This is a genomic window from Cryptosporangium phraense (assembly GCF_006912135.1).
GTDB lineage: Bacteria > Actinomycetota > Actinomycetes > Mycobacteriales > Cryptosporangiaceae > Cryptosporangium > Cryptosporangium phraense.
Genome location: NZ_VIRS01000027.1, coordinates 62,587 through 87,072, shown reverse-complemented (window position 1 = coordinate 87,072; position 24,486 = coordinate 62,587). Strand labels below are relative to the sequence as shown.

31 protein-coding genes and 1 pseudogene are annotated in these 24,486 nt (G+C 66.9%); 14 read left to right on the top strand and 18 right to left on the bottom strand.

Annotation, left to right across the window (positions count from 1 at the left end; genetic code table 11):
• Positions 1-24 precede the first annotated feature (24 nt).
• The 4 genes from FL583_RS30275 to FL583_RS30260 all read right to left on the bottom strand — a co-directional run bounded on the left by FL583_RS30275 (position 25) and on the right by FL583_RS30260 (position 4,302).
• Positions 25-1,269 (bottom strand): MATE family efflux transporter, encoded by a 1,245-nt coding sequence (locus tag FL583_RS30275; protein ID WP_142708272.1) that lies wholly within the window; start codon positions 1,267-1,269, stop codon positions 25-27.
• Positions 1,270-1,408: 139 nt separating this feature from the next.
• Entirely contained in the window at positions 1,409-2,473 is a 1,065-nt protein-coding gene (locus tag FL583_RS30270) for a glycosyltransferase (protein WP_142708271.1), read from the bottom strand.
• Between the two features lie 36 nt (positions 2,474-2,509).
• Positions 2,510-3,265: a glycosyltransferase family 4 protein gene (locus tag FL583_RS43175; protein ID WP_420843221.1), complete on the bottom strand. Its 756-nt coding sequence runs from the start codon at positions 3,263-3,265 to the stop codon at positions 2,510-2,512.
• 290 nt (positions 3,266-3,555) lie between these two features.
• Positions 3,556-4,302, bottom strand: a complete 747-nt coding sequence (locus FL583_RS30260; RefSeq protein ID WP_142708269.1) for a WecB/TagA/CpsF family glycosyltransferase — start codon at positions 4,300-4,302, stop codon at positions 3,556-3,558.
• Positions 4,303-5,104: 802 nt separating this feature from the next.
• On the opposite strand from FL583_RS30260, the gene FL583_RS30255 reads away from it, so the two are divergent.
• From FL583_RS30255 to FL583_RS30245, 3 genes are all read left to right on the top strand, one after another.
• Positions 5,105-6,034, top strand: coding sequence for an LCP family protein (locus FL583_RS30255; protein WP_205752586.1), 930 nt, complete (start codon positions 5,105-5,107; stop codon positions 6,032-6,034).
• Between the two features lie 203 nt (positions 6,035-6,237).
• Positions 6,238-7,257: an LCP family protein gene (locus FL583_RS30250; RefSeq protein WP_170323943.1), complete on the top strand. Its 1,020-nt coding sequence runs from the start codon at positions 6,238-6,240 to the stop codon at positions 7,255-7,257.
• 456 nt (positions 7,258-7,713) lie between these two features.
• Positions 7,714-8,022, top strand: a complete 309-nt coding sequence (locus tag FL583_RS30245) for a hypothetical protein (protein WP_142708266.1) — start codon at positions 7,714-7,716, stop codon at positions 8,020-8,022.
• Here FL583_RS30245 and FL583_RS42585 read toward each other — a convergent pair.
• Positions 7,999-8,598 carry a TetR/AcrR family transcriptional regulator gene (locus tag FL583_RS42585; protein WP_142708265.1) on the bottom strand — a complete coding sequence of 200 codons (600 nt, stop codon included), beginning with the start codon at positions 8,596-8,598 and terminating at the stop codon, positions 7,999-8,001. The genes FL583_RS30245 and FL583_RS42585 overlap by 24 nt on opposite strands.
• Positions 8,599-8,658: 60 nt before the next feature.
• On the opposite strand from FL583_RS42585, the gene FL583_RS30235 reads away from it, so the two are divergent.
• From FL583_RS30235 to FL583_RS30230, 3 genes are all read left to right on the top strand, one after another.
• Positions 8,659-9,693, top strand: a complete 1,035-nt coding sequence (locus FL583_RS30235; protein WP_142708264.1) for an FAD-dependent oxidoreductase — start codon at positions 8,659-8,661, stop codon at positions 9,691-9,693.
• Between the two features lie 134 nt (positions 9,694-9,827).
• Positions 9,828-9,962 (top strand): hypothetical protein, encoded by a 135-nt coding sequence (locus FL583_RS42580; protein WP_276611539.1) that lies wholly within the window; start codon positions 9,828-9,830, stop codon positions 9,960-9,962.
• A gap of 52 nt (positions 9,963-10,014) precedes the next feature.
• Positions 10,015-10,338, top strand: a complete 324-nt coding sequence (locus FL583_RS30230; RefSeq protein WP_142708263.1) for a hypothetical protein — start codon at positions 10,015-10,017, stop codon at positions 10,336-10,338.
• 220 nt (positions 10,339-10,558) lie between these two features.
• On the opposite strand, the gene FL583_RS30225 is transcribed toward FL583_RS30230, so the two are convergent.
• Entirely contained in the window at positions 10,559-11,200 is a 642-nt protein-coding gene (locus FL583_RS30225; RefSeq protein WP_142708262.1) for a Type 1 glutamine amidotransferase-like domain-containing protein, read from the bottom strand.
• Between the two features lie 63 nt (positions 11,201-11,263).
• Here FL583_RS30225 and FL583_RS30220 point away from each other — a divergent pair, with 63 nt between their 5' ends.
• Together FL583_RS30220 and FL583_RS40450 are read left to right on the top strand one after the other, a co-directional pair.
• A complete protein-coding gene (locus FL583_RS30220; protein WP_142708261.1) occupies positions 11,264-11,584 on the top strand; it encodes a hypothetical protein in 321 nt (106 codons plus the stop codon).
• A complete protein-coding gene (locus tag FL583_RS40450) occupies positions 11,581-11,742 on the top strand; it encodes a hypothetical protein (protein WP_170323942.1) in 162 nt (53 codons plus the stop codon). The genes FL583_RS30220 and FL583_RS40450 overlap by 4 nt, the downstream gene beginning before the upstream one ends.
• Here the strand turns inward: FL583_RS40450 and FL583_RS30215 are convergent.
• From FL583_RS30215 to map, 3 genes are all read right to left on the bottom strand, one after another.
• The gene (locus FL583_RS30215; RefSeq protein ID WP_205752585.1) at positions 11,726-12,061 is read right to left on the bottom strand and encodes a hypothetical protein; all 336 of its coding nucleotides are present in this window, start codon (positions 12,059-12,061) and stop codon (positions 11,726-11,728) included. The genes FL583_RS40450 and FL583_RS30215 overlap by 17 nt on opposite strands.
• 304 nt (positions 12,062-12,365) lie before the next feature.
• Positions 12,366-13,064 (bottom strand): alpha/beta fold hydrolase, encoded by a 699-nt coding sequence (locus tag FL583_RS30210; RefSeq protein ID WP_142708259.1) that lies wholly within the window; start codon positions 13,062-13,064, stop codon positions 12,366-12,368.
• 11 nt (positions 13,065-13,075) lie between these two features.
• On the bottom strand, positions 13,076-13,846 hold the full coding sequence (map, locus tag FL583_RS30205) for a type I methionyl aminopeptidase (protein WP_142708258.1): 771 nt from the start codon (positions 13,844-13,846) through the stop codon (positions 13,076-13,078).
• Between the two features lie 66 nt (positions 13,847-13,912).
• Between map and FL583_RS30200 the strand changes: the two genes are divergently transcribed.
• Positions 13,913-14,182, top strand: coding sequence for a helix-turn-helix transcriptional regulator (locus tag FL583_RS30200; RefSeq protein ID WP_142708257.1), 270 nt, complete (start codon positions 13,913-13,915; stop codon positions 14,180-14,182).
• On the opposite strand, the gene FL583_RS30195 is transcribed toward FL583_RS30200, so the two are convergent.
• The 5 genes from FL583_RS30195 to FL583_RS30175 all read right to left on the bottom strand — a co-directional run bounded on the left by FL583_RS30195 (position 14,145) and on the right by FL583_RS30175 (position 18,353).
• Positions 14,145-15,158, bottom strand: a complete 1,014-nt coding sequence (locus FL583_RS30195) for a S66 peptidase family protein (protein WP_142708256.1) — start codon at positions 15,156-15,158, stop codon at positions 14,145-14,147. The genes FL583_RS30200 and FL583_RS30195 overlap by 38 nt on opposite strands.
• Positions 15,155-15,808, bottom strand: coding sequence for a uridine kinase family protein (locus FL583_RS30190; RefSeq protein WP_142708255.1), 654 nt, complete (start codon positions 15,806-15,808; stop codon positions 15,155-15,157). Before FL583_RS30190 ends, FL583_RS30195 begins: the two co-directional genes overlap by 4 nt.
• Positions 15,808-16,569 carry a phosphotransferase gene (locus FL583_RS30185; RefSeq protein ID WP_205752584.1) on the bottom strand — a complete coding sequence of 254 codons (762 nt, stop codon included), beginning with the start codon at positions 16,567-16,569 and terminating at the stop codon, positions 15,808-15,810. The genes FL583_RS30190 and FL583_RS30185 overlap by 1 nt, the downstream gene beginning before the upstream one ends.
• A 21-nt stretch (positions 16,570-16,590) precedes the next feature.
• On the bottom strand, positions 16,591-17,829 hold the full coding sequence (locus FL583_RS30180) for an ATP-binding protein (RefSeq protein ID WP_142708253.1): 1,239 nt from the start codon (positions 17,827-17,829) through the stop codon (positions 16,591-16,593).
• Positions 17,830-17,912: 83 nt separating this feature from the next.
• Entirely contained in the window at positions 17,913-18,353 is a 441-nt protein-coding gene (locus tag FL583_RS30175; RefSeq protein ID WP_142708252.1) for a MarR family winged helix-turn-helix transcriptional regulator, read from the bottom strand.
• 51 nt (positions 18,354-18,404) lie between these two features.
• On the opposite strand from FL583_RS30175, the gene FL583_RS30170 reads away from it, so the two are divergent.
• Positions 18,405-18,842 (top strand): DUF1579 domain-containing protein, encoded by a 438-nt coding sequence (locus tag FL583_RS30170; protein WP_142708251.1) that lies wholly within the window; start codon positions 18,405-18,407, stop codon positions 18,840-18,842.
• Here the strand turns inward: FL583_RS30170 and FL583_RS30165 are convergent.
• The gene (locus tag FL583_RS30165; RefSeq protein WP_142708250.1) at positions 18,839-19,975 is read right to left on the bottom strand and encodes a Fic family protein; all 1,137 of its coding nucleotides are present in this window, start codon (positions 19,973-19,975) and stop codon (positions 18,839-18,841) included. The two genes, FL583_RS30170 and FL583_RS30165, sit on opposite strands and share 4 nt — an antisense overlap.
• Before the next feature lie 155 nt (positions 19,976-20,130).
• Between FL583_RS30165 and FL583_RS42575 the strand changes: the two genes are divergently transcribed.
• Complete coding sequence (locus tag FL583_RS42575) at positions 20,131-20,256, top strand: hypothetical protein (RefSeq protein ID WP_276611648.1); 126 nt, start codon at positions 20,131-20,133, stop codon at positions 20,254-20,256.
• A 25-nt stretch (positions 20,257-20,281) separates the two neighbouring features.
• Here FL583_RS42575 and FL583_RS30155 read toward each other — a convergent pair whose 3' ends face one another.
• A complete protein-coding gene (locus FL583_RS30155) occupies positions 20,282-20,737 on the bottom strand; it encodes an MEKHLA domain-containing protein (RefSeq protein WP_142708249.1) in 456 nt (151 codons plus the stop codon).
• Positions 20,738-20,767: 30 nt separating this feature from the next.
• Positions 20,768-21,466, bottom strand: coding sequence for a GbsR/MarR family transcriptional regulator (locus FL583_RS30150; RefSeq protein WP_142708248.1), 699 nt, complete (start codon positions 21,464-21,466; stop codon positions 20,768-20,770).
• Between the two features lie 184 nt (positions 21,467-21,650).
• On the opposite strand from FL583_RS30150, the gene FL583_RS30145 reads away from it, so the two are divergent.
• Together FL583_RS30145 and FL583_RS43170 are read left to right on the top strand one after the other, a co-directional pair.
• On the top strand, positions 21,651-22,133 hold the full coding sequence (locus FL583_RS30145) for a DUF4097 family beta strand repeat-containing protein (RefSeq protein WP_142708247.1): 483 nt from the start codon (positions 21,651-21,653) through the stop codon (positions 22,131-22,133).
• A gap of 13 nt (positions 22,134-22,146) precedes the next feature.
• A pseudogene (locus tag FL583_RS43170) lies at positions 22,147-22,820 on the top strand (alpha/beta fold hydrolase).
• Here FL583_RS43170 and FL583_RS30135 read toward each other — a convergent pair.
• Complete coding sequence (locus FL583_RS30135) at positions 22,813-23,877, bottom strand: epoxide hydrolase family protein (protein WP_142708246.1); 1,065 nt, start codon at positions 23,875-23,877, stop codon at positions 22,813-22,815. The pseudogene FL583_RS43170 and the gene FL583_RS30135 overlap by 8 nt on opposite strands.
• 89 nt (positions 23,878-23,966) lie before the next feature.
• Between FL583_RS30135 and FL583_RS30130 the strand changes: the two genes are divergently transcribed.
• A complete protein-coding gene (locus tag FL583_RS30130; protein WP_142708245.1) occupies positions 23,967-24,452 on the top strand; it encodes a CGNR zinc finger domain-containing protein in 486 nt (161 codons plus the stop codon).
• Positions 24,453-24,486: the final 34 nt, after the last annotated feature.

Below are 24,486 nucleotides of genomic sequence, written 5' to 3'. Positions count from 1 at the left end.
TGCCCCTACTCTTAGACGCCCCATCTAGGAGTCAGAGCCCGCACGCAACTCGTGGCGTAGGACCACACTATACAAAAAGACTTGAAAAGCGCGCAGGATTGTGCTCGATAACGCGACGCCGGCGACCCCAAGGATGGCGAAGAGTGCCACGTCGAGAGCAAGATTCACCACGACATTGCAGACGCCAAAGATCGGCAGAAGCGACGTTTTGGCCAGAAGTACCATCAACCGCGCTCCTAGGTTCACTGTCGTCGCGAACCCTGCCCCCAGCCCGACGATCGCGATACATATCCACGCCAATTTGCCGGGAACCCCGGGTGGTGACACCAAACCGAGAATGGGGGCCATCGCTCCCGCAGCCAAGAGAGCGGATATCCCACCGCCGGCGTAGATACCTCGACGGCGATATCTTTGCCATGACTTCCAGACATTGCGGAGCTGGCTTGGTCGATCGTCGGTGGACGCGATCCTCCACGACCACTCGCGTGTGGCGACCGGAAGGAGGGCCGCGGACACGAGCGTGACGATGGCGAAGATGACCTTGTCAGCTAGTTCGATAGCAGTCACGCCCCCCGCGCCGCCGTGCGATGCAACTAGCCGGTCGGTCAAGGGGCTTACGTTCGCGGTCCCCATCGCTAGCACGTGAGCGAATGTGTTCCGTGCAATCAGGGTTCTGGCCGGAACGCTCGCAATTTGCTCTCCACTATGCCCGCTCTGGGCATTTGCGATCAGTCTTCCGAGCTCCCCGAGGAACATGCCGAATGCCACGTAGGTCAGTATGTGGTCCTTAGCGAATAGACCTAGGCAAAGACCGGCAAAGCCGCCAGCGCCCCGGAAGGCCTGAGTACTGACTGAAAGTAGCTGAGAACCGGTCACCACTTGAGTTCCGGCTGCGCATCCAGCGGTCGCACTCAGCGGGACGAGCAACACTAGAACAAGCTTGGCAAGGAGCGGCACGTTATTGGAAGTGCCACCGTCAAGCCAAATCGAGAGGACTAGGCACGCGGGTACGGCTACCAGCCACAATCCGCCATAGCGCAGACTCAAAGCCCATCGGGGTACATCGTCGCGGTTTACCGCAGTTAGACTCGGCGTAACCCTCGTGGCGTAGCTTTCACCTACTGTTGCAGCGACGGTCGCAGGCAGCTGAGTTACTGCAAGAACCAAGAAGAAGGTATCGCTCACATCCGATGAGACAACCGCGGCGATCGCGAATGACAAGAAGAACCCGGGTGCCGCACCAATTGCAGATGCTACGGCAAGGCGCATGTACCTTCCGCGTCCGGCGAGCCCATCAGTCTCCGGGTGCCCGCCATTCTCATTCGGGCCGAACGCTCGATGCACCTCGGAACGCGCGAACTTTCTATTCCGCGCGGGTTGCCACCCTGCCACTGAATTGCGATCTTCTCTACTCACGGGACGCGGCCCGCAATAGCGTATCATGAAGAATTCGATGGCTATTCTCTACACTAAATCGCTGAAGCCACGCATTAATTGGGCTAGTCGGCATTGGGAGTTTGCTTGCAGCTAGAACAGCATCGGCCAGCGCTTCCGGCGAGTCGTCACTGGCTAGTATTCCGCTCAGTCCTGGCACAATGGCATCCGCGACCCCCAAAGCACTCGGGACGGCGACCGAAGGGATACCGCACGCAGCGGCTTCAACGAGCACGTTCCCAAAACCCTCCACAGAGCTGGCGAGTAGCAGGCATGAAGCTGAGTCAATTGCCTGCCACCAAGGCTCCCGCCATCCCAGCAGCTCGATCTCTACGCCCACGTCTTCCGCCAGCCCGACGATCTCTTGCGCCATAGGCCCAGAACCGACAAAAACACCAGATACCGGGTGGCCCCGTTTGCTAAGCACAGCGAGAGCAGCAACGAATAGCAGCGGTCTCTTCTGTTCTACGAATCGGCCCACTGCCAGGATACGAAGCTTAGGTGAGCGAGGTACCCGTCTCGGGTTCTCCGGAAGTGCGGGATTCGGCACCACATCTACCCGATCGCGTGCAATCGAGAATCTGCTTACCAACTCGGCTGCGACGGGGTGTGAGATCGCGATCGCACGATCTGTGCGGCGGTAAAGTCGCTCGGCAATGCGCAGTTCGATCTTGCCTGATCTGCCTTCGAGCGGTAGGAATGTACTTGCGAGATTCCGCTCGCTTATAACGAGAGGCGTCTTCATCCCCCTCACTTTCGCCACAAGCGCCGCGAGGTTTGAGTACGTGAGCATCGATAGCATCACATCGATCTCATCTTGCAAGGCGGAGGCTCGTAGCCACCCCGGTAATGCTAGGGCGCTTTGCAGCGCACTACGTCTCGGGAAGTGTTTCACATGAATTCCAGGGATATCGCCCGTGCCGGCGTAGTCATATCTAACGACCTCTATGCCACGTTCCACCAGTTTGTCTGCCCACGTTCGCGCGACAAACTCGGCACCCCCACCGCGCCATGAGCTAATTAGTATTCCGACTTTCATTGTTTTCTTCCTTCAGCCATGGGCCGTTAGGCCTCGTCAGCTCCTGACAGAGTCCGGTGTCCAATAGATCTCGTGATAGCGCGCCAGCACAGAATCCGTCGAGTACGCTGCCTTAGCCGCGGTCGCTCCAGCCTCGCCGAGCCGGTCTAGACAGGCGCTCGATTCCAGTAGCGCAATACAACCGTTTGATAGTGCGATCGCGTCGCCCGGCTTGATAATGAGACCGCTTCGCGTCTCTTCGAGCAGTGGTACTCCACCCACTGAGGTCGAAATCCACGGCCGGCCAGCAGCCATAGCCTCGAGGAGTACCATCGGCAAAACCTCGGCCCTGCTCGGCAAGACCAAGAGTCGGCATTCACTGATCATTCGCTGAGCGCTCGCCCACGATTGTGGTCCGTGCATTTCGATCCCCGGTAGCTCGGGTAATTCGTAACTAGTTGGTGGCCCAAGGACGCGAAGGCGTAAGTCGGGAAACCGAGCGTGTATCGCGGGCCATGCATCTGCCAGGACGTCGGCGCCCTTTCGCGTACCGACCTCCCCGACGAATAGCAGGTATTCGCTTTGCGACGGAGGCGCCGTCGCCGCATGGGCCCTGGGGGCGGGATTGCGAACCGTAAAGCTCTCGAATCCCGCTTCTCGCAAGATTCGAGCCGTTTCCTGATCCAGCACCGCGGTACGATCTAGACTTCTTAACACACGCGAAACAAGATTCGGATGCGCCTTGTAAGACGAGGCGAAGTCAGCACCGTGTAAGGTCCCCACTGTACGGCATCCGATCGCTTTGGCGTACATCGCTATCGCTCCTTCTCGCAGGAGAGATCCACCTTCAGATAGATGAACGTGCACTAGAACATCGTTCTTAAATCTGAGGCGAGAGAGTCTCGCTAATAGCCGCGGGACCCGCGCGAAGCCCCGAAACTTGTCGTTAGGTGCCCATGTAGCCTCGGCCATTGATGGTGTGGCACCGTGCGCTTCCGTGAGGCGGGAAATAACGGTTGCCATCCCGCCAATTGTTGCTGTATCCGGGCCGTAATGTACTACCAGTCGATGCCTCCGGCCGCGCCGATTTCTCGCTTCCGGGCTCATTCCGCCCCTGCCTGCGGCACGCGTCTTTCGCGTAATTCTTGTGCGAACAGCGGTATGGCCGACCAACTTCTTACTAGGTATCTGTGTGAAAGGCGTCGGGGTTCTTTAGCCAACCGATAGAGCCACTCAAGCCCCGCTCGCTGCATGCCCTGTGGGGCGCGAGTTACGTTGCCAGCGGCGAAGTCCACCGCCGCGCCCGCGCCGACATAAATTCCGGGCGGTAGAATCGCCGCGTTTCTATACACGAATAGTTCTTGTTTAGGGGCCCCCAAGCATACAAATATGATGCGGGCCTGGGCGGCGCGTATTCGGGCGGCAATTTCTTCTAGATAGCTTTTATTTTGATCGAACCCGCGAGGAGGAGAGTCGACGTGAACGATCAGACCGGGGTTTGCATCTTCAAGCCGATCTTTCGCTGCCTCCGCCACGGCCGACATGCCACCGACAATATATATTCGCTGGCTGCGCTTACCTGCTATGCCCGCTACAGCCGGAAGGAGGTCAGAACCAGCGACCTTATGGGACGCCTGTCGCCACTTCCACTGCGCGAGTTTGGCGATCGGAACACCGTCCAGAAGCCTGATAGACGCGAATTCGTATGCAGATCTAAACTCTGAATTTCGGCGCATTTCCACTATGTGATCGACATTAGCTGTCGCGACCAGCTCGGCTCTTTCTGCGGCGTCCGCTCTGTCCAGAATGTGTTGCGCGAACGCCCGAAGTGGTAGGTTATTGAATTCCATCCGTAGCAGTTCAGGCACTTTTCACTTCCGCTGATAGGCGAAGAGAGCTCGTGGTATGCAGTCTGGTGTTCGATTGTCGTCATGACCGTTGGCCTAGGAATTGTCTCGGCTGTGTCTCACTGCCTCCCCCTGTGATCCGCTCGTTGTCCGGCCGATTTGAGTCGCTGTTTGATGCTGACCGCCTACCCACCGTCGCTGCGTCACGGGCCCCCAACCTGTAACGGCCGCCCACGATAGCCCACGAAGGAGTTGAGTCATCAACGGCCATCCGCGAAGTCGGCTTCGCCTGACCACGAAACGGTGGTCAATGCGTGTTACGCCATCTACTGGCAGGGTGATCACCGCTTTAGTTGAGTGCGGGTGTCCACTCGGCGGACGCGTCGCGACTGCAAGCCGAAGGGTGATGTCACTGTTATTCGATTGGCTTCGTGATGAAACACGCTGGCAACGTCGGTGTTTAGGATGAGACTGATTGCGTATAGTCGCCTAGGGGTCGGCAGCTCACTTAGCAGTCGAGGCTCAAACGAACGAGCAGCGTCCCCTCAACCGCTTGGTGGCTGGTTGGCCCTGGACGGCCAATGATTAGCATCACTCTTGCCTGGCCTGATCGGCTACGTTGAGCCTGGAGAATGCCCTGTGTTTCCGAGTCGGATTGAGACGCCTCATGTCAACAACTGCGACACAGGATCAGGGTTCGGTACCTCCAAATGGGGGTCATAGCCGTCGGCGCTTGCGTATGTCTGGATGGCAGAGGGCTCTCGTCATCCTGACTGCCCTCATCGCTCTTCTTGGGGTCGGTTTGGTGGTCAGCGTCTACGGCCTCACTCGCCATTACGAGAACAAGGTCAAGAAGGGTGATCTTCTTGGCGCCGCAGCTGGACCGAGAGATGATACCCGCTGGGATAGAGGCCCGCTGAATCTTTTGTTGCTCGGCTCAGACTCGAGGGCAACGGAGGACGACCCCTACAGTTCCATCGGCGAGCGGTCGGACACCATAATGCTGGTCCACGTCAGTCGCAACCTCGACCACGCTTACGTCATCTCTGTACCCCGCGACAGCTACGTCTACGTACCGGCGGCCGGTGAGGACTGGCGGGGTGGGATGAACAAGATTAACGCTGCCTTTGCCTTCGGCGGGTCGCCACTTACTGCCCTGACGCTCACACGTCTGACTGGAGTTCAGTTCGATGGAGCGACGATCGCGAACTTCGCCAGCGTGCACAAGATGATCGACGCCGTCGGTGGAGTGAACGTGTGCCTGCCCTACGAGGTGCGGTCGATCCATACGCAGCACGTCTTCAAGAAGGGCTGCCAGAAGCTCGACGGCGACCAGGCCGAAGACCTCATGCGGCAGCGCTACTCGGTCCCGGGCGGGGACTTCGGCCGGATCCACGACCAGCAGCTGGTGATCAAGGCACTGATCCAGAAGGTCACCGACGGCGGGATGCTGACCAACCCGTTCAAGCTCGACAGGTTCCTGAGCACCGTGGCCGACGCCCTGACGATCGACGAGAACGTAAGTCTTCGCGAGCTCGCGGTATCGCTCAAGGGCTTACGGCCCGCCAACGTTCAGTACACGACCGTTCCGTACACCAGCGCGAGCCTGCGGACGTCGGCCGGCGCAGCTGTGCAGCTGGATACCGCGAAGTCCAAGGCGTTGTTCGCCGCGATCCGGAACGACACCGTCGGTGACTGGATCGCTGCCAACCCGACCAAGGTGCCGTCCAACTAGGGGTCATCTGCTCCGTTGCGGTCGCGTTTGCGTGAACTGACGGTCAGTTTGGGAACGGCCGCATCACGATGCTTCGAGCGGCTTCGTGCGTTGGGGACGAACTGAGCGATGTCCGTCAAGGACTGGCGGGAGGGGTGCTTCGGCGTCCTGTATGAGGGGTCGGGGGCGGGATGTACACCGGACGTTCGAAGGCCGCAGAGCCCGTGGCCGAGTTCGAGTCGGCGCCGGCCGACCCGAAGCCGGGCACTCAACGCCAGCGGCGTGGGCTGCGATGGTGGCAGAACCTGCTGATCGGACTCCTGGCGCTCGTCCTGATCGTTGGCGGAACCGCGTTCGGGCTGGTCCAGTACTACGACAGCCAGGTCGAACGGCAGCCCCTCATTGACCAGCCGGCCGCGCCCGTCGATTGGGGCGATGGGCCGCTCGACCTCCTTCTGTTCGGTGCCGACTCGAGTAGCGACAGCCCTGACGTCGACGGGCGGAAGCTCGACACGATCATGGTCATTCACCTGAACCGGGCGCTCGACCGCGCCACCGTCGTCTCCATCCCCCGCGCCTCCTACGTGAACGTTCCCCGCGGCGGCTCCTGGCCAGGCGGCAAGACCACGCTCGACCGCGCCGTCGTATTAGGCGGACCCGTCATGGTGGCCAAGACCGTCACTCAGCTGACTCAGATCGAGCTCGACGGCGCCATGATCGCCAACCTCGACAGCGTCAACAAGCTCGTCGACGCCGTCGGGGGCGTCAGGATCTGCATCAATACGGACGAGCCCCTGCCCGGCGGAGGCGTCCGTAAGAAGGGGTGCCGGAACTACGACGGCGGGGAAGCCGAAAGCTTCATGCGGGAGCGCAAACAAGGCCAGGGCAGCGACTTCGACCGCATCAACGACCAGCAGCGGGTCGTGAAAGCCCTCATCGAAAAAGCCTCCAGCGCCGGAGTCCTGGCCAACCCCCTCAAGCTCAACAAACTCCTCGGCACCACCGCCGACGCGCTCACCGTCGACGAAGGCCTCGACGTCTCGAAATTCGCGCTCTCCATCCGCCACATCCGGCCCGGCAACGTCGAGTTCGCGACCGTCCCGGTCAAACGTGCTGATCTCAACACCCCTGACGGACCGGCGGTCGAGCTCGACCCCGTCCTGGCGCCTCAGCTGTTCGACTCCATCCGGAACGACAGCGTCACCGACTGGCTGAAGAACCACCGATCGAGCACGACGAAATAGCCGCCTAGGCGAACGAAGCTCAGTCGGGGTGGCTCCGACGGCGCCTTGCCGGGGTGACTCGCCGTCGGCGCCGCGGGGTGATGGCTCGGCGGCGGTCCGCCCGGGCGCGGTTGGGTCGCCGGCTCGGGAGCGGCGCGGCCCAGACGGCCAGCTCGCGAGCCCGCTGCGCGGTCAGCTCTCGAACGCGCTGCCCGGCTGATCCGACGGTGATGGGAGGGAGAACTAGACCAGGGACGAGGACGTGCACGGAAGACCCTTCGTCAGCGGATGGCACGGCGGATCGCCGCCCCACGTCGCCGGTCGCGGGCGCTGCCTCGGAGGGACCGGCGGATTAGCTGATTCGCCAGGGGTTCGTGCTCGTCACGAGAACCACGGTAGGCGATCCCGGGCGCCGCGTCTCGTCCATTGATGTGTCGATGGAGAGTATTGTGGATAGTGCTCGCACATGGTGGCGGTATGACGATGCTTCATCGGTCGCTGTTGCTCGCGACGGTCATCGGTTTCCTCGTCCTGTGCGTCACCATGGTGGTGCGCGCGCCGGGGCAGCCGGTGATCCAGATCGTCGTCGGAGGTCTGAGCCTGGCCCTCGGACTCGTCGGCGGGCTCGACGTCGGCGGAGCCGCGACTCGCCTCTCCGATCGTCACCGCAGGGCAGTCGGGGGCGAGCAGCCTCTGGAGTCCGTCACCGGCATCCGGATCGGTTCCCTGGTGATCTTCGGCGGGCTCGGTCTCGCTGAGCTTCTATTGGGAGTGCTGGCCGCCTAGCAGGTCGAAGACTCGGTCGATCACGGCCTTCTGGCCCGCGGCGACCGCCGCCGGATCCTCCCCGGCCAGCAACCGCCGGGCCGGCACCACGACGACCGTCGTGACGGCGGCCAGCAGCACCCGGGCCATCAGATCCGCGGCCACCGGGTCGTCGCCCTCGTCCAACAGGAGCCGCGCGACCGACAACTCCAACTGCTCCCGCTGCTCCCGGGCCCGGGCCAGCAACGCTGGGCTGTCCGCCACCAGCTGCCCGAACATCCTCGGCGCCCCGGCCACCAGCCCGTGCCCCTCGTCCAAGAGTCGGTGCAGCAACCCCCGGACCGCCTCCGCCGCCGACTGACCCGCGGCTCGCGCGCCGATCGCGTCCACAAGAAGTCCTTCGGTCTCGACCTGACGGTCGAGGACCAGGTCTTCCTTGCGCGCGAAGTAGTTGGTGACCGTCGCCTTGGCGACGCCGGCCGCCTCGGCGATCTCGACGATCGTCACCGCGTCGAACCCGCGGACGGCGAACAGGCCGGTGGCGACGTCGGAGATGTGCTGTCGTGCCTCGCGCTTCTTGCGTTCCCGGAGCCCCACGCCAAAGTTATACCAGAGTCAATCTTGACATCGTTCTAAAATTAGGTCGATGCTAATCTCATGGTCACGATCATCGGCGCGGGCTTGGGCGGACTCACGCTCGCGCGCATCCTCCACATCCACGGCATTCCCTCCACGATCTATGAAGCCGACGAATCGGCCGCCGCACGCACTCAGGGCGGCCAGCTCGACATCCACGACTACAACGGGCAGGTCGCGCTCCAGGCGGCCGGCCTGATCGACGAGTTCCGGAGCATCGTCCACGCGGGCGCCGAGGCCACGCGCGTGCTCGACCAGCACGGCACCGTCCTCGTCGACCTCCCCGACGATGGCGCCGCCGCGAAGCCCGAGGTCCTGCGCGGCGACTTACGTCGGATCCTGCTCGAGTCGTTACCGGCCGGGACGGTCCAGTGGGGCACGAAGATCAGCCGCGCGGAGGCATCGGAATTGGCCGCGAGCACGGACCTACTGGTGGGCGCCGACGGCGCCTGGTCGAGGGTTCGGCCGCTGGTGTCGGACGCGGAGCCGTCCTACACGGGCACGACGTCGATCGAGACCTACCTGTACGACGCCGACGAGCGGACCGCCGCCGTGGTCGGCGCAGGCGCGATGTACGCGCTGGCGCCGGGGCAGGGGATCATCGCGCACCGGGAAGCCGGCGGGGTCCTGCACACCTACGTCCAGGTGAACCGGCCCGAAAGCTGGGATCCCGCCGTTCTCCCGGCCGAGTTCGACGGGTGGGCGCCTGAGTTGACCGCGCTGATCACCGACTCCGACACCGCGCCGGTGGTGCGGCCGCTGTACACGCTGCCGGACGGCCACCGATGGGAGCGCGTGCCCGGCGTGACGCTGCTCGGGGACGCGGCGCACCTGATGCTGCCGTCGGGCGAAGGCGCGAACCTGGCGATGCTCGACGGGGCCGAGTTGGCGCTGGCGCTGGTCGCGCATCCGGGGGACCTCGAGGCGGCGCTGGCCGTCTACGAGAAGGCGATGTTCTCCCGCGCGGCCGACGCCTACACCGATGCGCATGGGACGCAGGAGATGCTCCTCGGCCCGCGCGCTCCGTACTCCCTCTCCGACCTGTTCACCGCGTAGGACGTCGGAATCAGTTCCAGCTTGTGTTCGCAACCGAACGTTCCCGGCGTTGCGACGCCGATCGAGTGGTCGCCCGGCCCGGGCCACGCTGAAGGCACACGAGGAACCCACCAACTTCCCGGAGGCTGGACGACATGAGCGGCTGCTACGACAACTCGTACGACTACTGCAACGACAACTACTCGTACGACTACGACTGCCGCCCGCGTCGCCGCCACCACAAGCGTCGCCACCACAACGACTGCTGGGACTACAGCTACTGCAGCTGAACCCCCGACAACACCGGCCCGGAGCACAGCTCCGGGCCGTTAGTGTGTGCCGGTGCGATCAGCCCGGTGGTTGGCAGTCGCCCTGATCGCCGGCTCGGCGCTCAGCATCGGCGCCTGCCTGGCCAACGCCGTTCCGAGCCTGCTCGGCGAGGTCGGCACCCCTCGCGCCGAGCGGAGCGGTTGGGCGCAACTCGCCGAGTTCGCGAGCCTGATCCTCGACTCCGGCTGGGCCTGGGCCGCAATGGCCGTGACCGTCGGATGGGTGGTCCGCGCACCCTCCCGATCAGCAGCGGCCGCCTGCGTCTCGCTGTCGGCAGTCCCGACCGTCCACTACTGGGTAGAGCGGTCTGCGGCACGATTCAGCAGTTCTGGCTGATCGCCAGCCTGATCCTCGGGCCCCCGCTCGGCGCGATCGGCGCCACCATCCGACGGCCGGGGCCGGCCGGGCTCCTCGCCTCACTCGTCGTCCCGATCGGCGCGAGCCTCAGCATGATCCTCCTACCGCCGCCCGACAGCACCGCCGGGCATGTGCTGACCTGGACGGTCTGGTGCACCGCGGCCATCTTCTCCGCGCTCGTCGTAGTCCGAGGAACCCGTCAGAACCTCGTCCACTCCCCTTCGGAGACCACCTCGACCCGGCCGTCGACGACCTGAATAGCGGTCTGCTCGTCGATCGCATACGCCGGACCCTCGATGTCAGCCGCCCACCGCTCCGCATCCGCCGGGGTGTTCGTCGGAAACAAGTTCAGGTGCGGGAAGATCGAGAAGTCGACGATCCCCAGCGCGCGATCATCCGGCGCCGACGGCCACTCCACGAAATACGCCCCGATCCGCGGCGTCATCACCATGCTTCCCGCGCTCACCCCCACCCAGACCATCTCGGGCAGCGACGGCAACAGGTCGAAAAGCCCCGACTCACGCATCCAATGCGCCAGATACGTCGCATCCCCGCCGTCGACCAGCAGGACGTCGGCCTGCCGAACCCAGTCGACCCACCGATCCGATCCGATCGAAGGCAGCGCGGTCAGCTCGAGCACCCCGACCGACGCCCACCCCAATCCAGGCAAGCCCCCGTTGATGAAGCGCCGCACCGACCCCGGATTACACATCGGATGGCCCCACTGCGCCGTCGGAATGCACAGCGCGTGACACTCCTCGATCGGCTTCCCGAGCAGCTCCACCAGCGCCGATCGAATGCTCGAGTTCGTGACCCCGCCCGACGTCAGCAGCAATTTCATAGCCCGCACCGTAGCCATGATCGACTGTGGACATGAACGCCCGGAAAGACGCTCGACATCGTCGTGATGCGCCTCGACCCGCCCGGCTTCCGCGAGAGCCTGTACTTCCGCGGCTGGCCGGTCGAGCTGTTCGTCCACCACCCCGCGCAGCTAGAGGCGTTCCTCGCGAGCGAACTGGCCGCGCGCAAGCCCAGCTCACACCGAATGCTCGCCGACGGCGTCGTCCTGGTCGGCGACCCCAGTGACCTGCAGGCGCGCTGCGCGCGCACCCTCGCGGACGGCCCGCCGCCGTTGACCACGGCCGAGCTCGACTGGCTCCGCTACGGCCTGACCGACCTGCACGACGCCACAAGCACACGTCCGACGTCGGTGAGCGCGCCGTGATCGCGACGACGCTGCTGCGCGAGCTCCGCGCCCTCGACCCCGACCTCGCCGAGCGCTGGCTCGCCGCCCGCGAGGAGCCGGCCGCCTTCGCCGAGGACGTCCTCGCCCGAGCCGGCGGCCCGCTCTTCGACGGCTACCGCGCTAGCCCGAAATCCTGAGCGCGGAGCGTTCCACCTTCACGTGCTCCTGCTGCGCGGTCAGCTGATCCGCGCCCTCGGCCGCGGTGACGCCGACCTTGGCCGGGAAGCCCGCCCCGTTCGCGACGACCGTCCCGGTGAACGACACCGTCTGCCCCGCTGTCACCTTGAACGGCGACTCGCCCTGGCCGGTGAGCTGCACCCAGATCCGGTCGGTCTCGCTCGTCCCGATCCAGAACCCCTCGTCGGCCGGGACCGATTGCACGCTCACCGCCGTCGCGGTCGCCGGCTGCCCGTCGTACTGCGAGAGGTCCGCCGTCGCGGACCCGTCCGAAAGCAAGTCCGACGTCCCGACGGTGAGCCCGCCGGCCGACCCGTCGGATGCAGACGCAGACGCGGGCGACGCAGTTGACGAGCCCGAATCAGAGTCGTTGCCGCACCGGGAAACACCGAACAACAACAGCACAATCAGCACGACCACTAAAACGATCAGCAGCCACCACGACCGACGCCGGCGAGGCGCCCCAGCTTGCGAAGCCATATTCGTCCCTCTTCGAACCTGAGCTACACGAGTGACCGTTTCCGGCACCGCGCTGAATAGCCCGCTCGACGACGAAATAACGCCCGCTTTCCGGGGGCACCGCCTACTGAACCGCCCGCTCCACCACGAGCTCCGGCCGATCCCGGTGCACCGAATGACCGGTGTCCGCGACGGTCTCGAACGTCCAGAACTTCCCGGACAACTCGTCCACCAGCGCCGAACTCACGACCGGCCCGTCCGTCGGCACCAGGACGTGCACCGGCACGGTCACCGCCCGGGCCTGTTCCCGGACGTCCCACGGGCGGTTGTCCGACGCGTACCCCCGCACCGCCTCGACCGACGTGGCCTGCGTCGACCGAACCCGCTCGGCGACGGTCCGCGGATGCCAGTGCGGGTTCGCCGCCGCGACCGACGCCTCGGTCTGCGCGATCTGGTCCTGCTCCAACTCGGGAGCCAGCCCGTCGGCGACGTCGTCGGAAACCACCAACGCCGGGTCGACGAACAACGCCCGGGTCGCGAACGACGGCTCCAGCAGCTGAACCGCGACCGCCCCGCCGAGTGAGTGGGCCAGAACGAGGTCCCACCCCGCGCCCACCTCGGAGGCGACCGAAGCGGCAACGTCCGCGAATCGGTACGACGAGGCCGGCCCGCTCTCACCGTGCCCGGGCAGATCGACCGCCACGGCCGACCAGCCCGAAGCCGCGAGACCTTCGCCCAGCTCCCACATCGTCGCCGCCGAAGACGTGACTCCATGGATCAGCAGCGCGCGCCGGGGCCCGGTCCCCCACCGTTCGGTATGCACGAAACGATCTCCTACTTCGGCAGCGTCATGATTTCCGCCCCATCTTCGGTGATGAAGATCGTGTGCTCGCTGTGGGCCGTCCGGGCGCCGGTGACGCTGCGCAGCGTCCAGCCGTCCTTGTCGGTGACCAGCTCGGCGGTGTCGGCCATGATCCACGGCTCCAGCGCCAGCAGGAGACCGGGACGCAGCTTGTAGCCGCGGCCGGGCCGGCCGGTGTTCGAGACGTGCGGGTCCTGGTGCATCGTCGACCCGACGCCGTGCCCGCCGAACTCGGTGTTGATCTGGTAGCCGGCCTCGCTCAGGACGGTACCGATCGCGTACGACAGATCGCCGATCCGGGCGCCCGGGCGCGCGGCTGCGATGCCGGCCTTCAGCGCCCGCTCGGTGGCGCTGATCATCGCCTGGTCCGCCGGGGTTCCGGACGAGCCCACGACGAAGCTGATCGCCGAGTCGGCCACCACCCCGTCGAGAGAAACGGCCAGGTCCAGAGACAGCAGGTCGCCGTCGGCGAGCGCGTAGTCGAACGGCTTGCCGTGGAGCACGGCGTCGTTGACCGACGTGCAGATGTAGTGGCCGAACGGCCCGCGTCCGAACGACGGTTCGTAGTCGACGTAGCAGGACTGCGCGCCGGCCTCGACGATCATTTCCTGGGTCCACCGGTCGATGTCCAGCAGGTTGGTGCCGACCGTGCTCCGGCTCTTCATCGTCTGCAGGATGCGCGCCACCAGCGCACCGGTCTCCCGGGCGCGGGGCAGGTCGGTGGGGTTCAGGATCTCGATCATGTAGCGCCTCGACTCGCGAAACCAATAACTATCCCGGCCATGGTATCCCGGTATTAGAATCCCACCATGGTCAGGTTGCCGCTCACTCCCGAAGAGGTCGAACGCGGGCAGCGCCTCGGGGCCCTGCTGCGCCGGGCCCGGGGCGAACGCTCGATGCTCGACACCGCGCTCGACGCGGGCGTCTCGCCGGAGACCCTGCGGAAGATCGAGTCCGGCCGCGTCGCCACCCCGGCGTTCCCGACGGTCGCCGCCATCGCCGACGTCGTCGGTCTCTCTCTCGACGCCGTCTGGGCCGAGATCAACCAGCCGGCGCGCAGCGCTCAGCTGGCGTCATAGGGCGTACGGCCGGCTCCAGGAGCGACAAGCTCCGCTCGTGCGCGTCGAGGGCCACCCGGACGCCGACCGGCATCGGCAGGTTCGGCCCGGCGTGGCCGAACTCGACGTTTCCCAAGACCGGGATGTCGCGGTCGCCGAGCACGTCGAGGACGATCTCCGCCAGAGTCGGCGACCCGTCGAGTCCGGCGATCTCGCGCGGGATGCCCACGACCATGCCGGCGATCCGGTCAAGGATGCCGGCGTGCCGCAGCACCTGCAGATAGCTCCAGACGTAGGCCGCCTGACCGCCCATCTCCTCCCAGAACAGCACCGCCCCGTCGAACCGTTCGAGCGGCAGCGCATAACGCGTCGCCTGAACCAGCGCGATCCGATTGATCACCCCACCGATCAGCACCCCCTCGGCGCGACCGGGACGCCAGGTTTCCCACGACGGTCCGCCCGGCAGCGCACCGATCGGCTCGACGCTGGTCAGCAGCGTTGCGTAGAGCGTCTCCAGTTCCCGCTGGCGGGCCACGGACGCCGCCTGCCAAGCCCCACCGAGACCAGGCGTGGCGAGGTCGGCGTGGAACCCGACCAAGCCCGTGCGGGCGTAGAGCACCAGGTGCAACAGCGAGATGTCGCTGTAGCCCAGGATCGGTTTGGGGTCGGCGGTGATCGCCTCGACGTCGATCAGGTCGAGGTAGCCGAACGCCGTCTGGCCTCCGTCGTGCGCGATGATCGCCCGGACCTCGGGGTCACGCAGCAGGACGTTGAGCTCGTCGGCGATCTCCGCGGGATCGGCCGCGCTCCACCAGCGGCGTCGCCCGGCCTGGAGCAGCGGCGCGAGACGCACCCGGAATCCCATCCGCTCGAGCACGCCCACCGCCCGTTCGAGGTCGGGCACGTACGCCGCCTCCAGCGGCCCGGACAGCGACGCGACGACGACGAGATCCCCCGGCGTCAGAGCCCGAGGTCGCAGCAGTTCGACGGGAGTCACCGAGCCAGCATCCCCCCAGCCGGGGGTCGCGGAACGGTGACGATCAGCTCGGTAGCCGAGTCGTGGGGCAGGTGCGGCGGCCCGGCGACGAGCAGGGTCGCGTGGGCCCAAGGCTGCTCGCGGAGCAGAAACGGCAGTTCCTCCTCGAGCCACCTCCTGACGTGCTCCCGCTGATCGGGCGAGTCGCCGTCGCGGAGCACCAGGAGGCGTTCCTGTTCGTCGAGGTCACCCTGCATCCAGATCGACGCGTCCAGCCACTCGGCGAGCTCCGCGCGGATGACCCCGGTGCCCTCGACCCAGACGACGTCGACGCCGGCCGGGACCGTGATCGAACCGGGCCGGCCGTGGGCGACCCAGGCGTCCGGGCGGAAGTCCACCGCTTCGCCCCGGCGCACCGGCCGCAGGATGTTCTCGGTGAGCACGCCGGCCCAGTCGAAGTAGGCGTGGTTCCAGGCGACGTCGTCGGTGTGCACGACGGCCGAGTTCGGCACCGCGACGCGCAGCCGCTCGGCCAGCGTCGTCTTGCCTGCGCCGCCGCGGCCGTCGATCCCGATGATCCGGGGCGCGGTCGCACGCAGGCGCCCGACGACCTCCGCGATGGGCACGACCCGCCAGCCGGTGGCCTCGGGCTCCCCGGGATGGAGGCGCATCAGACGAGCGCGTTCTCGAGCACCCGGCGGTTGCGCAACAGCCAGCCGGCCGCCCGGGCCCGCCAGGTGATCGCCCACAGCGCGGTCGGGGACGTCGTCTCCGGCGTGATCCCGTCGGTTTCGTTGACCGTGTCGTGCACGACGAACTCGACCAGAACGTCGAAAAAACCCTGGCGCGCGCTCCGCGGCAGACCATAGGCGTCGACCATCGCGCGGAGCTGGCGGGCCCGGTCGGCGACCGGAGGAAGCCCTTCGCGCTCAGCCACGACGTCGTCGTGGAGCTTGGCGTTCAGCCAGCAGGCCTGAGCGAGCTCGACCTCCGGGTCGACCGGACCGGCGGTCTCCCAATCGATGAGGGCGACCGGGAGCCCGTCGCGGGCGACGATGTTCCAGGGGGCGACGTCGCAGTGCCCGAACCCGCGGCCGCGGCTGTGCCACGGGTACCAGATCGCGCCGGGCGGAGGCCGGTAGTCGGCCGTGGCGAGGTGGAGCCGCCGGAGGAGGTCGCCGACGGCGGCGGCGCCCTCCAGGCTCCAGGGGCCGGGCTGGGTGAACTCGCCGTCGATGAAGGTCAGGGTCTCGCGGCCGGCCGCGTCGAACCCGGAGCCCACCAGGCGCGGAGCGCCGTCGAAGCCGACCCGTTCGAGGTGGCGGAGGAGGTGATGGACGGCCGGAGTCCACGGTCCGGCGTCCCGGACGACGACGTCCCCCCGGCGATGGACCGAGGTCCGCCCACCACCACTCAATTCGACGTCGCCCACGGCTCCATTCTGGGTCAGCCGTCACGTCCAAAGGCTGGCAATGGGAACGGCGAGGATCTTGTCGGCGAGCCGGAAGACCCGCGGTCCGGTATGGACGACGAGTCCGACCGCGAAATTCGACCCGGCGCGCTCCTGGAACCATCGAAGATGCCTGGCATCGGAGAGAGACGGCGCGGCGCCCGCTTTCACCTCGATGGGGACGAGGCTGCCGTCGCGGGCCTCGACGATCAGATCGACCTCGTGACGGCCGTTCGCATCCCGGTAGTGGAAGAGGTCAGCACCGACGATGCTCGCGTCGCACTCGGCGCGTAGCTGGGCGGCCACGAAGGTGTCGAGAAGGCGCCCGAAAAGGTCTCCGTCCCGGAGGACGCGACGTTGGTCGACGCGGAGTAGTGGACCCAACAATCCCGGATCGGTGAGATATCGCTTCGGCTGCCGAATCGCCCGGTCGGTCCGACTCCCCGCCCAGGCCGGAACTCGCTGCGTGATCATCAGCGTGTCCAGCAGGTCGTCGTAGCCGACGGCGGTCTCCCGGCTGACGCCGACCGCATCGAAGAGCAGTTTGTGAGTCGGGATCCCGGCTGTGTTGGCGGCGAGGAGTTGCAGGTACCTCCGCATTCGAACGGGATCTCGCACGATGCGGAGGCCCGGCGCCTCGCGAGTGACGAGATGGTCGATGTAGCTGGTCAGCCAGCGGTCTCGGGCGCGATCGGTCGGTGCCCGAAGCGCTTCCGGCCATCCGCTGGTCAGCGCTTCGGCCACGTACTGATGCACGTTCCAATCGGTCGGGGGACTGACCAAGCCGTCGCCCCCGTCCGAGAGAAGCCGGTCGATCAACGACGGGGCCGTCGGGTCACCGTGACGCTCCCGGCCGACGAGTGGATGCATGGTCAGCCGGACGATCCGGCCGGTCGCCGGCCAGCCCGCCACCGTGAGGTCCGTCTGTGACGACCCGGTGAGGATAAATCTCCCCGGCCGGGGGTCGTCGTCCACTGCTCGCTTGACCGCGCCGAGGATTTCCGGGACGAGCTGCCATTCGTCGATCAAGACCGGTTCGGGCAGGTCTCGGAGGGCCGCGTCAGGATCGGCTCGAACGACCGCGGCCTGCGCCGGGACGTCCAACCGGAGAACGGACCGGCACAGCCGACGGGTGGAGGTCGTCTTGCCGCACGCGCGGGGACCGACGACGAGGGTGGCCGGGTGGGCCGCCAGAACCTCGGCGAGCTCGATGTCGATCAGTCGGGGGACGTAGGTGCTCACCTTCGTTTTAACACACCTCTAACCAGCTTTTTAGCACGCTTACTACGTTGTTTTTAGCACAGGGCGCTCCGGGGTCTGGTGCGTCAGCTCGGCCGCGCGCGGGCCGCGCGCAGTACTACGTCGAGGTCCTCGTGCAGGCGGCGACGGCGCTCCGGGGTCAACGGCGCCAGGAGCTCGTCCGCCACCGCCTCGGCCAGCGCCTCGAGCTCGGCCAGCCGACGCGTCCCCGCGTCCGTCGGCCTCACCACCCGCCGGCGCCGGTCGCCGGGATCGACGGTCCGCGTCACGAGGTGCTGTGCCTCCAGGACGTCGACCACCCCGGTCAGGTCACCCGGATCGATCCGGAGTCGTTGCGACAGTTCCTGCTGAGCAACCGGCCCGCCGTCGGCCAGCGCGGCGAGCACCGCCATGTGCCGCAGCCGCAGCCCCTGCTCGGCCAGCCGGTCGTCCAGCGTCCGCTTGCCGAGGCGCGCGGTCTGCGACAGCAGGTAGATCGTCAGCCCCATGAGCCCTTCGGGATCCATGGCTCCTGATGCTAGGTTCTGACCAACCGTTGGTCGAGACCAAGGATCACCATGTCGTCACTCGACTTCCTCGTCGGCACCTTCATCGGCGCCGAGCAGGTGCACCCGTCGCCGTGGACCGGGAGGCACGACGCCGAGGGCGAGGTCACCGGCGTGGCCGAGCTCGCCGGCGCGATCGTCGTCCAACGGCAGGTTCAGCGGCGCGACGGTGAGGTCACGTTCGAGGCGGTCAACGTCTTCCAGCTCGACCCGGCCACCGGCGCGACCCTGCTGTACTCGTTCGACTCGGTCGGCTACCCGCCGGACCCGTGCTCCCGCGGCACTTGGGAAGACGGCACCCTCGTGCTCCACCGCGCCACGGCGCGCGGCGAGGCGCGCACGACCTACACGCCGTCCTCCGACGGCTACGCCTGGACCAAGGACTTCCGCGCCCCCGGCGCGACCGACTGGTCCCCGGTGATCTCCGGCCGCCTGACCACCGCTTTCTAGTCGACGTAGGGATTGCGCAGGCTCATGGGCGTACGGGCGACGCCGAGCGCCGACTCCGGGAATCGCGGGCCGGCCGTGTAGTAGCGCGCCCGCGTTCGGCCGATGGGCTGGAGAAGCTGAGCAGTGGTGAGATCGCGGAGATCGCGTTGCGCTTGCTGCAGACTCAGGCCCTCCGCGTGCTCATAGCGTGAGCGGCGGACCCGGCCGGTCATCGCCACGTCGTGCAGCGCGGTCATCATTCGCTCGTCGAGGCCGGAGCTCCCGGCGAAATCGACGAGCGCGGTCCAGACGCGACCGGAGCGGTCGAATCTGCCCTGGACGGTCTGCGACTGCTGGTGGTAAGCGGTCAGGTTGAACCGGATCCAGCTCGAGACTTGCTGGTCAGGAAGGTAGGTCGCGCCCCGCGCGTTGAGCTCGCGGTAGTACTCCCAGGTGTTGCCGGGCCGGCCGAGCCACGCCTCGATCGACGAGAGCTCCGGAGCCAGGACTCCCTCGCGCGCGATCATGAGCGTCTGCAGCGAACGGGACATGCGTCCGTTCCCGTCCGCCCACGGATGGATGGACACCAGTTGCAGGTGCGCCATGGCGGCACGCACCAACGGATGGTCGCCGTCGTCCGCGTTGAGCCAATCGATGAGTTCGGCCATCAGCCCGGGGACGGTGTCGGGGTCCGGGCCGGTGTAGGCGGCGATGCTCGGGTCGCGGGGATCAGTTACGTAGACGGGACCCCGACGCCACTGGCCCGCCGGCTTCCGCGCGGTGTGACGATGTCCCTGGAGCATCCAATGCAGTGCGTTCAGCAGGCCTTTGCTGTAGCTGAAGTCCGCGTAGTCGTGGAGCGACTGGATGTACGTCATCATCTGCTGGTAGGCGAGGGTCTCCGCGCGGTTCTCGTCGGAGACTTCGACGTCTCGCTCGCCGTCCATCAGATCCTCGACGTCGACGGTCGACACCTTGAAGCCTTCGATCGAGTTCGAGGCGGCGACGGCATCGGCCGTCAGATATTTCCGGAGGCCGTCAGTCCATTTCGACGGTGTACTTCGCAGCTGACGTCGCAACACGTCCCGCATGCTGTCGATCTCACCGAGCACTCGCTCGTCGATCTGGCTGAGCGCTGGAGTCGGGAACAGCATGGCTCGACGATATGTTGACGTAATCATTACGTCAACACTCTGTCGGCGACCGAACGCTTCGGGGGTCGCGGTGGCGATCGAGAGCCGTGCCGGTTCGCGCGAACCTGGTTCCAGGACGGGGAAGCACCCCGCGGAACTTACGGAGGCTGGGCGACATGAGCGGCTGCTACGACTACCAGTACGACTGCAACGACTACTCGTACGACTACGACTGCCGCCCCCGCCGCCACCACAAGCGTCGCCACCACAACGACTGCTGGGACTACAGCTACTGCAGCTGAACCCCCCAACGACCGCCCCGCTGGCCTACGCTTCGTTCTCCCAGCGACGGATCAGCGCGGCCTGGCCGGCCAGGCCGGCGTCGGTCACCAGATTCCAGACGGTCGCGTCGGCGATCCAGAACCGGCGGCCGGACTTCGCCACGCGGGGACCGCGGTAGTCGTTGGAGTAGCCCCGCGCCCGGACGCCGTCGAGCAGCACCCGGCGGGCCTCGCGGTCTTCCTCGCCGGCCGAGAGGCGGGAGGGTAGGCCGACGAACTCGTCCCAGGTGTACTCGAAGTGGTGCTGGGCGGTGAGGTTCGCGTAGACGAACGTCGGGTCGGGGTCGGTGTTGTGCGCGAGGAGCCCGAACGGGGCCTCGTACAGCCAGGCGGCCGGGTCAGGCGTGCCCTCCGGCACCAGCGGGTCGCCGATGAGCTCGGCGTAGCTGGCGAAGAGCAGCTCGGCGAAGTCCGCGCCGCGGGTCGTTACTAATCGGGCCATGTCCGTCCTTCTTGTCGGACGAAGGATAGTTCACGACTTCGTGTGCAGGACCTCCCGGACCTGCTCAGCGGCGCTGACCATGCTCTCGCTGATGAAGTCGCTGAAGCGGGCGATGTTCTGCAGGCGCGTGCCGGCCGGGGTGTCGCGGCCGAGGAGGTCGACACCCTGGCGGGCCGTCTCGGCGAGCCGCCCGATGCCCCGGGCGCTGGCGATCGTCGAGTGGTACCAGACGTCGTCGTCGACGAAGTAGCGCTCGCGGCGACCTTCGTCGCGCCGCCGCTGGATGAGGCCCTGTTCCTCGAGGAAACCGATCGCCTTCGAGACCGAGGCCGGGCTGACCTGCAGATGCGCGACCAGTTGGGCTGCGGTCAGGCTGCCCTCGTCGGCGATCAGCAGGCAGCTCAGCACCCGGGCGGTCATTGTCGGCAGGCCCTGCTGCCGGAACAGCGCGGTGAACGTTTCCTCGTACTCCCGGACGGCCTCGTCACGACGGGGCGGCGCGGGCTGCGGCCGGGCGGCGGGACGCTTGCGGCGGTGGGCGCGGTGCGCGGTGGCGTGCTGGGCCAGGTCGGCGCGGTAGGCAGTGGGCCCGCCGTTGCGGAGTACTTCGCGGGTGACCGTGGAGGTGGGGCGGTCGAGGCGCCTGGCGATCTCGGCGTAGGCGAGACCATCGGCCAGACCGACGGCGATCTGCTGGCGTTCAGGTTGGGTGAGTCTGCCTCCGGGCACGGCGTCAGCGTAGCGTTCCCCTCTATCTCATTGCAACGAACCGTTGCGTTGAATTCCAACCCGGTTGCAACAAAATCACGCCTATGAGCGGCCAAGATGCGCCATAAATACCTCAGTTACATTGAGCAATTTTCAAACGCAACGTAGCGTTTCGGGTGTCAGAAAGAACGAGGAGGACACCCCGATGAAGCGCTTCGCCACCACCGCCCCGATCTCCCTCTCCCTCGACATCGCCGCCGGTCGCATCCGAGTCATCGCCGCCGACCGCACCGACACCACGGTCGAGATCCGGCCCGCCGACGCCGCCAGGAGCCGCGATGCCAAAGCGGCCGACCGCACCACGGTCGAGTACGCCGCCGGCGTCCTGCGGATCGCCGGTCCGGTCGAGAAGAACCCGCTCGTCGGTCCGTCCGGCTCGGTCGAGGTGACCGTCCAGGTCCCGACCGGGTCGAGCGTCGCGGCGAAGGCCGTCGCGGCCGAGTTCCGCGGTGTCGGTCGCCTCGGCGACGTCGTCTGCGAGGGCGCGAACGGCGTCGTCCGGATCGACGAGGCCGCCAGCGTCCGGGTGACCGCCCACACCGGCGACGTCACGGTCGGCCACCTGACCGGCCCGGCCCGGATCAGCACCGGCCTGGGCCGGGTCACCATCGGCACCCGCAACCGGTAACGGAGGAATCGACATGTCGAACACCAGCATGGTCTCCATCGACGACACCGCCCTGGCCGTCACCGACACCGGCGGCACCGGCACGCCGGTCGTCTACCTCAACGGCCAGTTCGCCACCCAGGGCTACTGGCGCCGGGTCATCGACGACCTGGGCCCCGGCTACCGGCACATCACCTACGACGAGCGCGCTCGCGGCAAACACTCGAAACGCTCGGCCGACTACTCGCCGCCCATTGGGCGGCCCGCAACCCGGCGCGCGCCTCGGGCGCGGTCCTGGTCGACGGCGCGTTCCCGCACGACTGGCTCGACGACGCCATGGAGCTGCGCATCCGGAAGCTGTTCCGACGGATGAGCTGGTTCACGCCGCTGCTACGGCCGACCGGTCTGACCCCGCGGATGACCGCCGACGAGATGGCCGACAGCAACATCGAGCTCGGCCGGCTCTCCCGCGAACGCGAGCTGGCCCCGGTGCTGGACGCGATCACGGTGCCGGTCCGGTACGTCGTCGCGTCGGGGACGTCGCTCGGCAGCAAGGGCGACGAGCAGGAACGGATCCGCGCGAGCTTGGACGCGGTGACCGCCCGGAACCCGAACGTCGAGATCAGCGCGAAGGTCGCGAGCAACCACGGTGCGATCCTCAAGAAGGACTACGCCGCGGTCGCCGCGGCCGTGCGCGACCTCAGGTGAGCGGACGGAAGAACTCGGTGATGTCCTCGGCGAGCAGCTCCGGCTCCTCGTGCGCGGCGAAGTGCCCGCCCCGGGGCATCACCCGGTACCGGGCGAGGTTGTACGAGCGCTCGGCCCAGCTCCGCGGCTGCACGCCCCCGAGGTCGGCCGGGAACCTCGCCAGCGCGGTCGGCACGTCGACCCGCTCGTGACGCGGCACCAGGCCGTGCCCGCGCTCGAAGTACGGGCGGAACGACGTCGAGATCGAGTCGGTGAACCAGTACAGCGACGCCTGCGTCAGCAGGAAGTCGTCGCTGAAGCTCGCGAAGTCGTCGCTCCAGGCCCGGTGCTTCTCCACGATCCAGGCCAGCAGCCCCGACGGCGAGTCGGACAGCCCCTGGGCCAGGGTCAGCGGCCGCGTCCGCTGCTCGTGGGCGTAGCCGCCTTCGGCGGCATCCCACTCCGCGCGGGACTTCAGGTAGGCGCGTTCGGAGTCCGTCAGTTCGCTCTGGTCGACGTCCGGCGGCTCGCTGACGCTGAGCAGGTGGACGCCGATGAGCGCGTCGGGAAAGGCCTGGCCCAACCGGCTGACCTCCCCGGCGCCGACGTCGGAGCCGTGCGCGCCGTAGCGGGCGAAGCCGAGCTCGTCGTGCATGAGCCGGTGCCAGAGCTCGTGTACGTGCGGCCCGTCGAGAGCCGGCCGCTGCGGCGAGGTCGCGTAGCCGGGCAGGAGCGGAACGACGACCGTGAAGTCGGCCGAGAGGCGCTCGGCCAGACCGACCAGCTCCAGGAACGTGCTCGGCCAGCCGTTGGCGAGCAGCAGCGCCGGTGCGCCGTCCCGCTGGGCGTCGAAGCGTAGGTAGTGCAGCGACGTCTCGGCGACGTGCCAGGGCAGCGCGTTGATCGCGGCCTCGTGTTTGCGCCAGTCGTAGTCGGTGGCCCAGTACTCGACGAGCCGGCGCAGGTAGTCACCGTCGACGCCGGCGTCCCAGGCGCCGACCGGCCACGGCTTGGCCCAGCGGGTCCGGCGCAGGCGCGCCCGCAGGTCTTCCAGGTCTTCGTCGGAAACGGTGAGCATCGTTCCTCCAGACGTCGTGAGCGACACCAGCGAACCGTAATACCGGTGTCGCCGCTTCGTCAACACCGGTATCGGGGTACGGTGGTGTCGTGAAGGTGGTCGAGGAGTTCCTCAACACGGTCGACGAGCGGTCGTTCAGCCGGCACGGCGAGATCCACGTGCCCGGCGACCGGTTGACGTCCCCCGAGGTGCTCTCGGACTGGCTGGCCGCGCACGGCCTGGAGCCGTCGGACGACCTGACCGCGGCCAGAGACCTGCGCACCGCGCTGCGGCGGGCCGTCGCCGGCGATGCCGACGCGCTGGCGAACTACCCGCTGCGACTCCGCCCGGACCCGGAGGGCCAGCTACGCACGACCGGCGACACGGGCTCGCCGTGGATGGACGAAATACTGCGGACCGTGGCCGAGAGCGTGGCCCGGGGCGACTGGAAGCGGCTCAAGCTCTGCGCGGCACCCGACTGCCGCTGGGCGTTCTACGACAACTCACGCAACGGCTTCGGACGCTGGTGCGGCATGGAGTCCTGCGGCAATCGTCACAAGACCCGCAACTACCGCGCGCGACAGGCGTCCGCATGACAAAACGCCTGCGGCCTCGAAAGGCCGCAGGCGT

What these genes read in the sequence shown, in the direction of transcription:
- FL583_RS30260 (WP_142708269.1), bottom strand. Translation starts at nt 4,302, where the DNA reads ATGGAATTCAATAACCTACCACTTCGGGCGTTCGCGCAACACATTCTG.
- FL583_RS30155 (WP_142708249.1), bottom strand. Translation starts at nt 20,737, where the DNA reads ATGGCCCGATTAGTAACGACCCGCGGCGCGGACTTCGCCGAGCTGCTC.
- FL583_RS30270 (WP_142708271.1), bottom strand. Translation starts at nt 2,473, where the DNA reads ATGAAAGTCGGAATACTAATTAGCTCATGGCGCGGTGGGGGTGCCGAG.
- FL583_RS42575 (WP_276611648.1), top strand. Translation starts at nt 20,131, where the DNA reads ATGAGCGGCTGCTACGACTACCAGTACGACTGCAACGACTACTCGTAC.
- FL583_RS30170 (WP_142708251.1), top strand. Translation starts at nt 18,405, where the DNA reads ATGTCGTCACTCGACTTCCTCGTCGGCACCTTCATCGGCGCCGAGCAG.
- FL583_RS30190 (WP_142708255.1), bottom strand. Translation starts at nt 15,808, where the DNA reads ATGCGCCTCCATCCCGGGGAGCCCGAGGCCACCGGCTGGCGGGTCGTG.
- FL583_RS30245 (WP_142708266.1), top strand. Translation starts at nt 7,714, where the DNA reads ATGACGATGCTTCATCGGTCGCTGTTGCTCGCGACGGTCATCGGTTTC.
- FL583_RS30200 (WP_142708257.1), top strand. Translation starts at nt 13,913, where the DNA reads ATGGTCAGGTTGCCGCTCACTCCCGAAGAGGTCGAACGCGGGCAGCGC.
- FL583_RS30235 (WP_142708264.1), top strand. Translation starts at nt 8,659, where the DNA reads ATGGTCACGATCATCGGCGCGGGCTTGGGCGGACTCACGCTCGCGCGC.
- FL583_RS30165 (WP_142708250.1), bottom strand. Translation starts at nt 19,975, where the DNA reads ATGCTGTTCCCGACTCCAGCGCTCAGCCAGATCGACGAGCGAGTGCTC.
- FL583_RS43175 (WP_420843221.1), bottom strand. Translation starts at nt 3,265, where the DNA reads ATGTACGCCAAAGCGATCGGATGCCGTACAGTGGGGACCTTACACGGT.
- FL583_RS42580 (WP_276611539.1), top strand. Translation starts at nt 9,828, where the DNA reads ATGAGCGGCTGCTACGACAACTCGTACGACTACTGCAACGACAACTAC.
- FL583_RS30225 (WP_142708262.1), bottom strand. Translation starts at nt 11,200, where the DNA reads ATGAAATTGCTGCTGACGTCGGGCGGGGTCACGAACTCGAGCATTCGA.
- map (WP_142708258.1), bottom strand. Translation starts at nt 13,846, where the DNA reads ATGATCGAGATCCTGAACCCCACCGACCTGCCCCGCGCCCGGGAGACC.
- FL583_RS30135 (WP_142708246.1), bottom strand. Translation starts at nt 23,877, where the DNA reads ATGCTCACCGTTTCCGACGAAGACCTGGAAGACCTGCGGGCGCGCCTG.
- FL583_RS30175 (WP_142708252.1), bottom strand. Translation starts at nt 18,353, where the DNA reads ATGGATCCCGAAGGGCTCATGGGGCTGACGATCTACCTGCTGTCGCAG.
- FL583_RS30145 (WP_142708247.1), top strand. Translation starts at nt 21,651, where the DNA reads ATGAAGCGCTTCGCCACCACCGCCCCGATCTCCCTCTCCCTCGACATC.
- FL583_RS30275 (WP_142708272.1), bottom strand. Translation starts at nt 1,269, where the DNA reads ATGCGCCTTGCCGTAGCATCTGCAATTGGTGCGGCACCCGGGTTCTTC.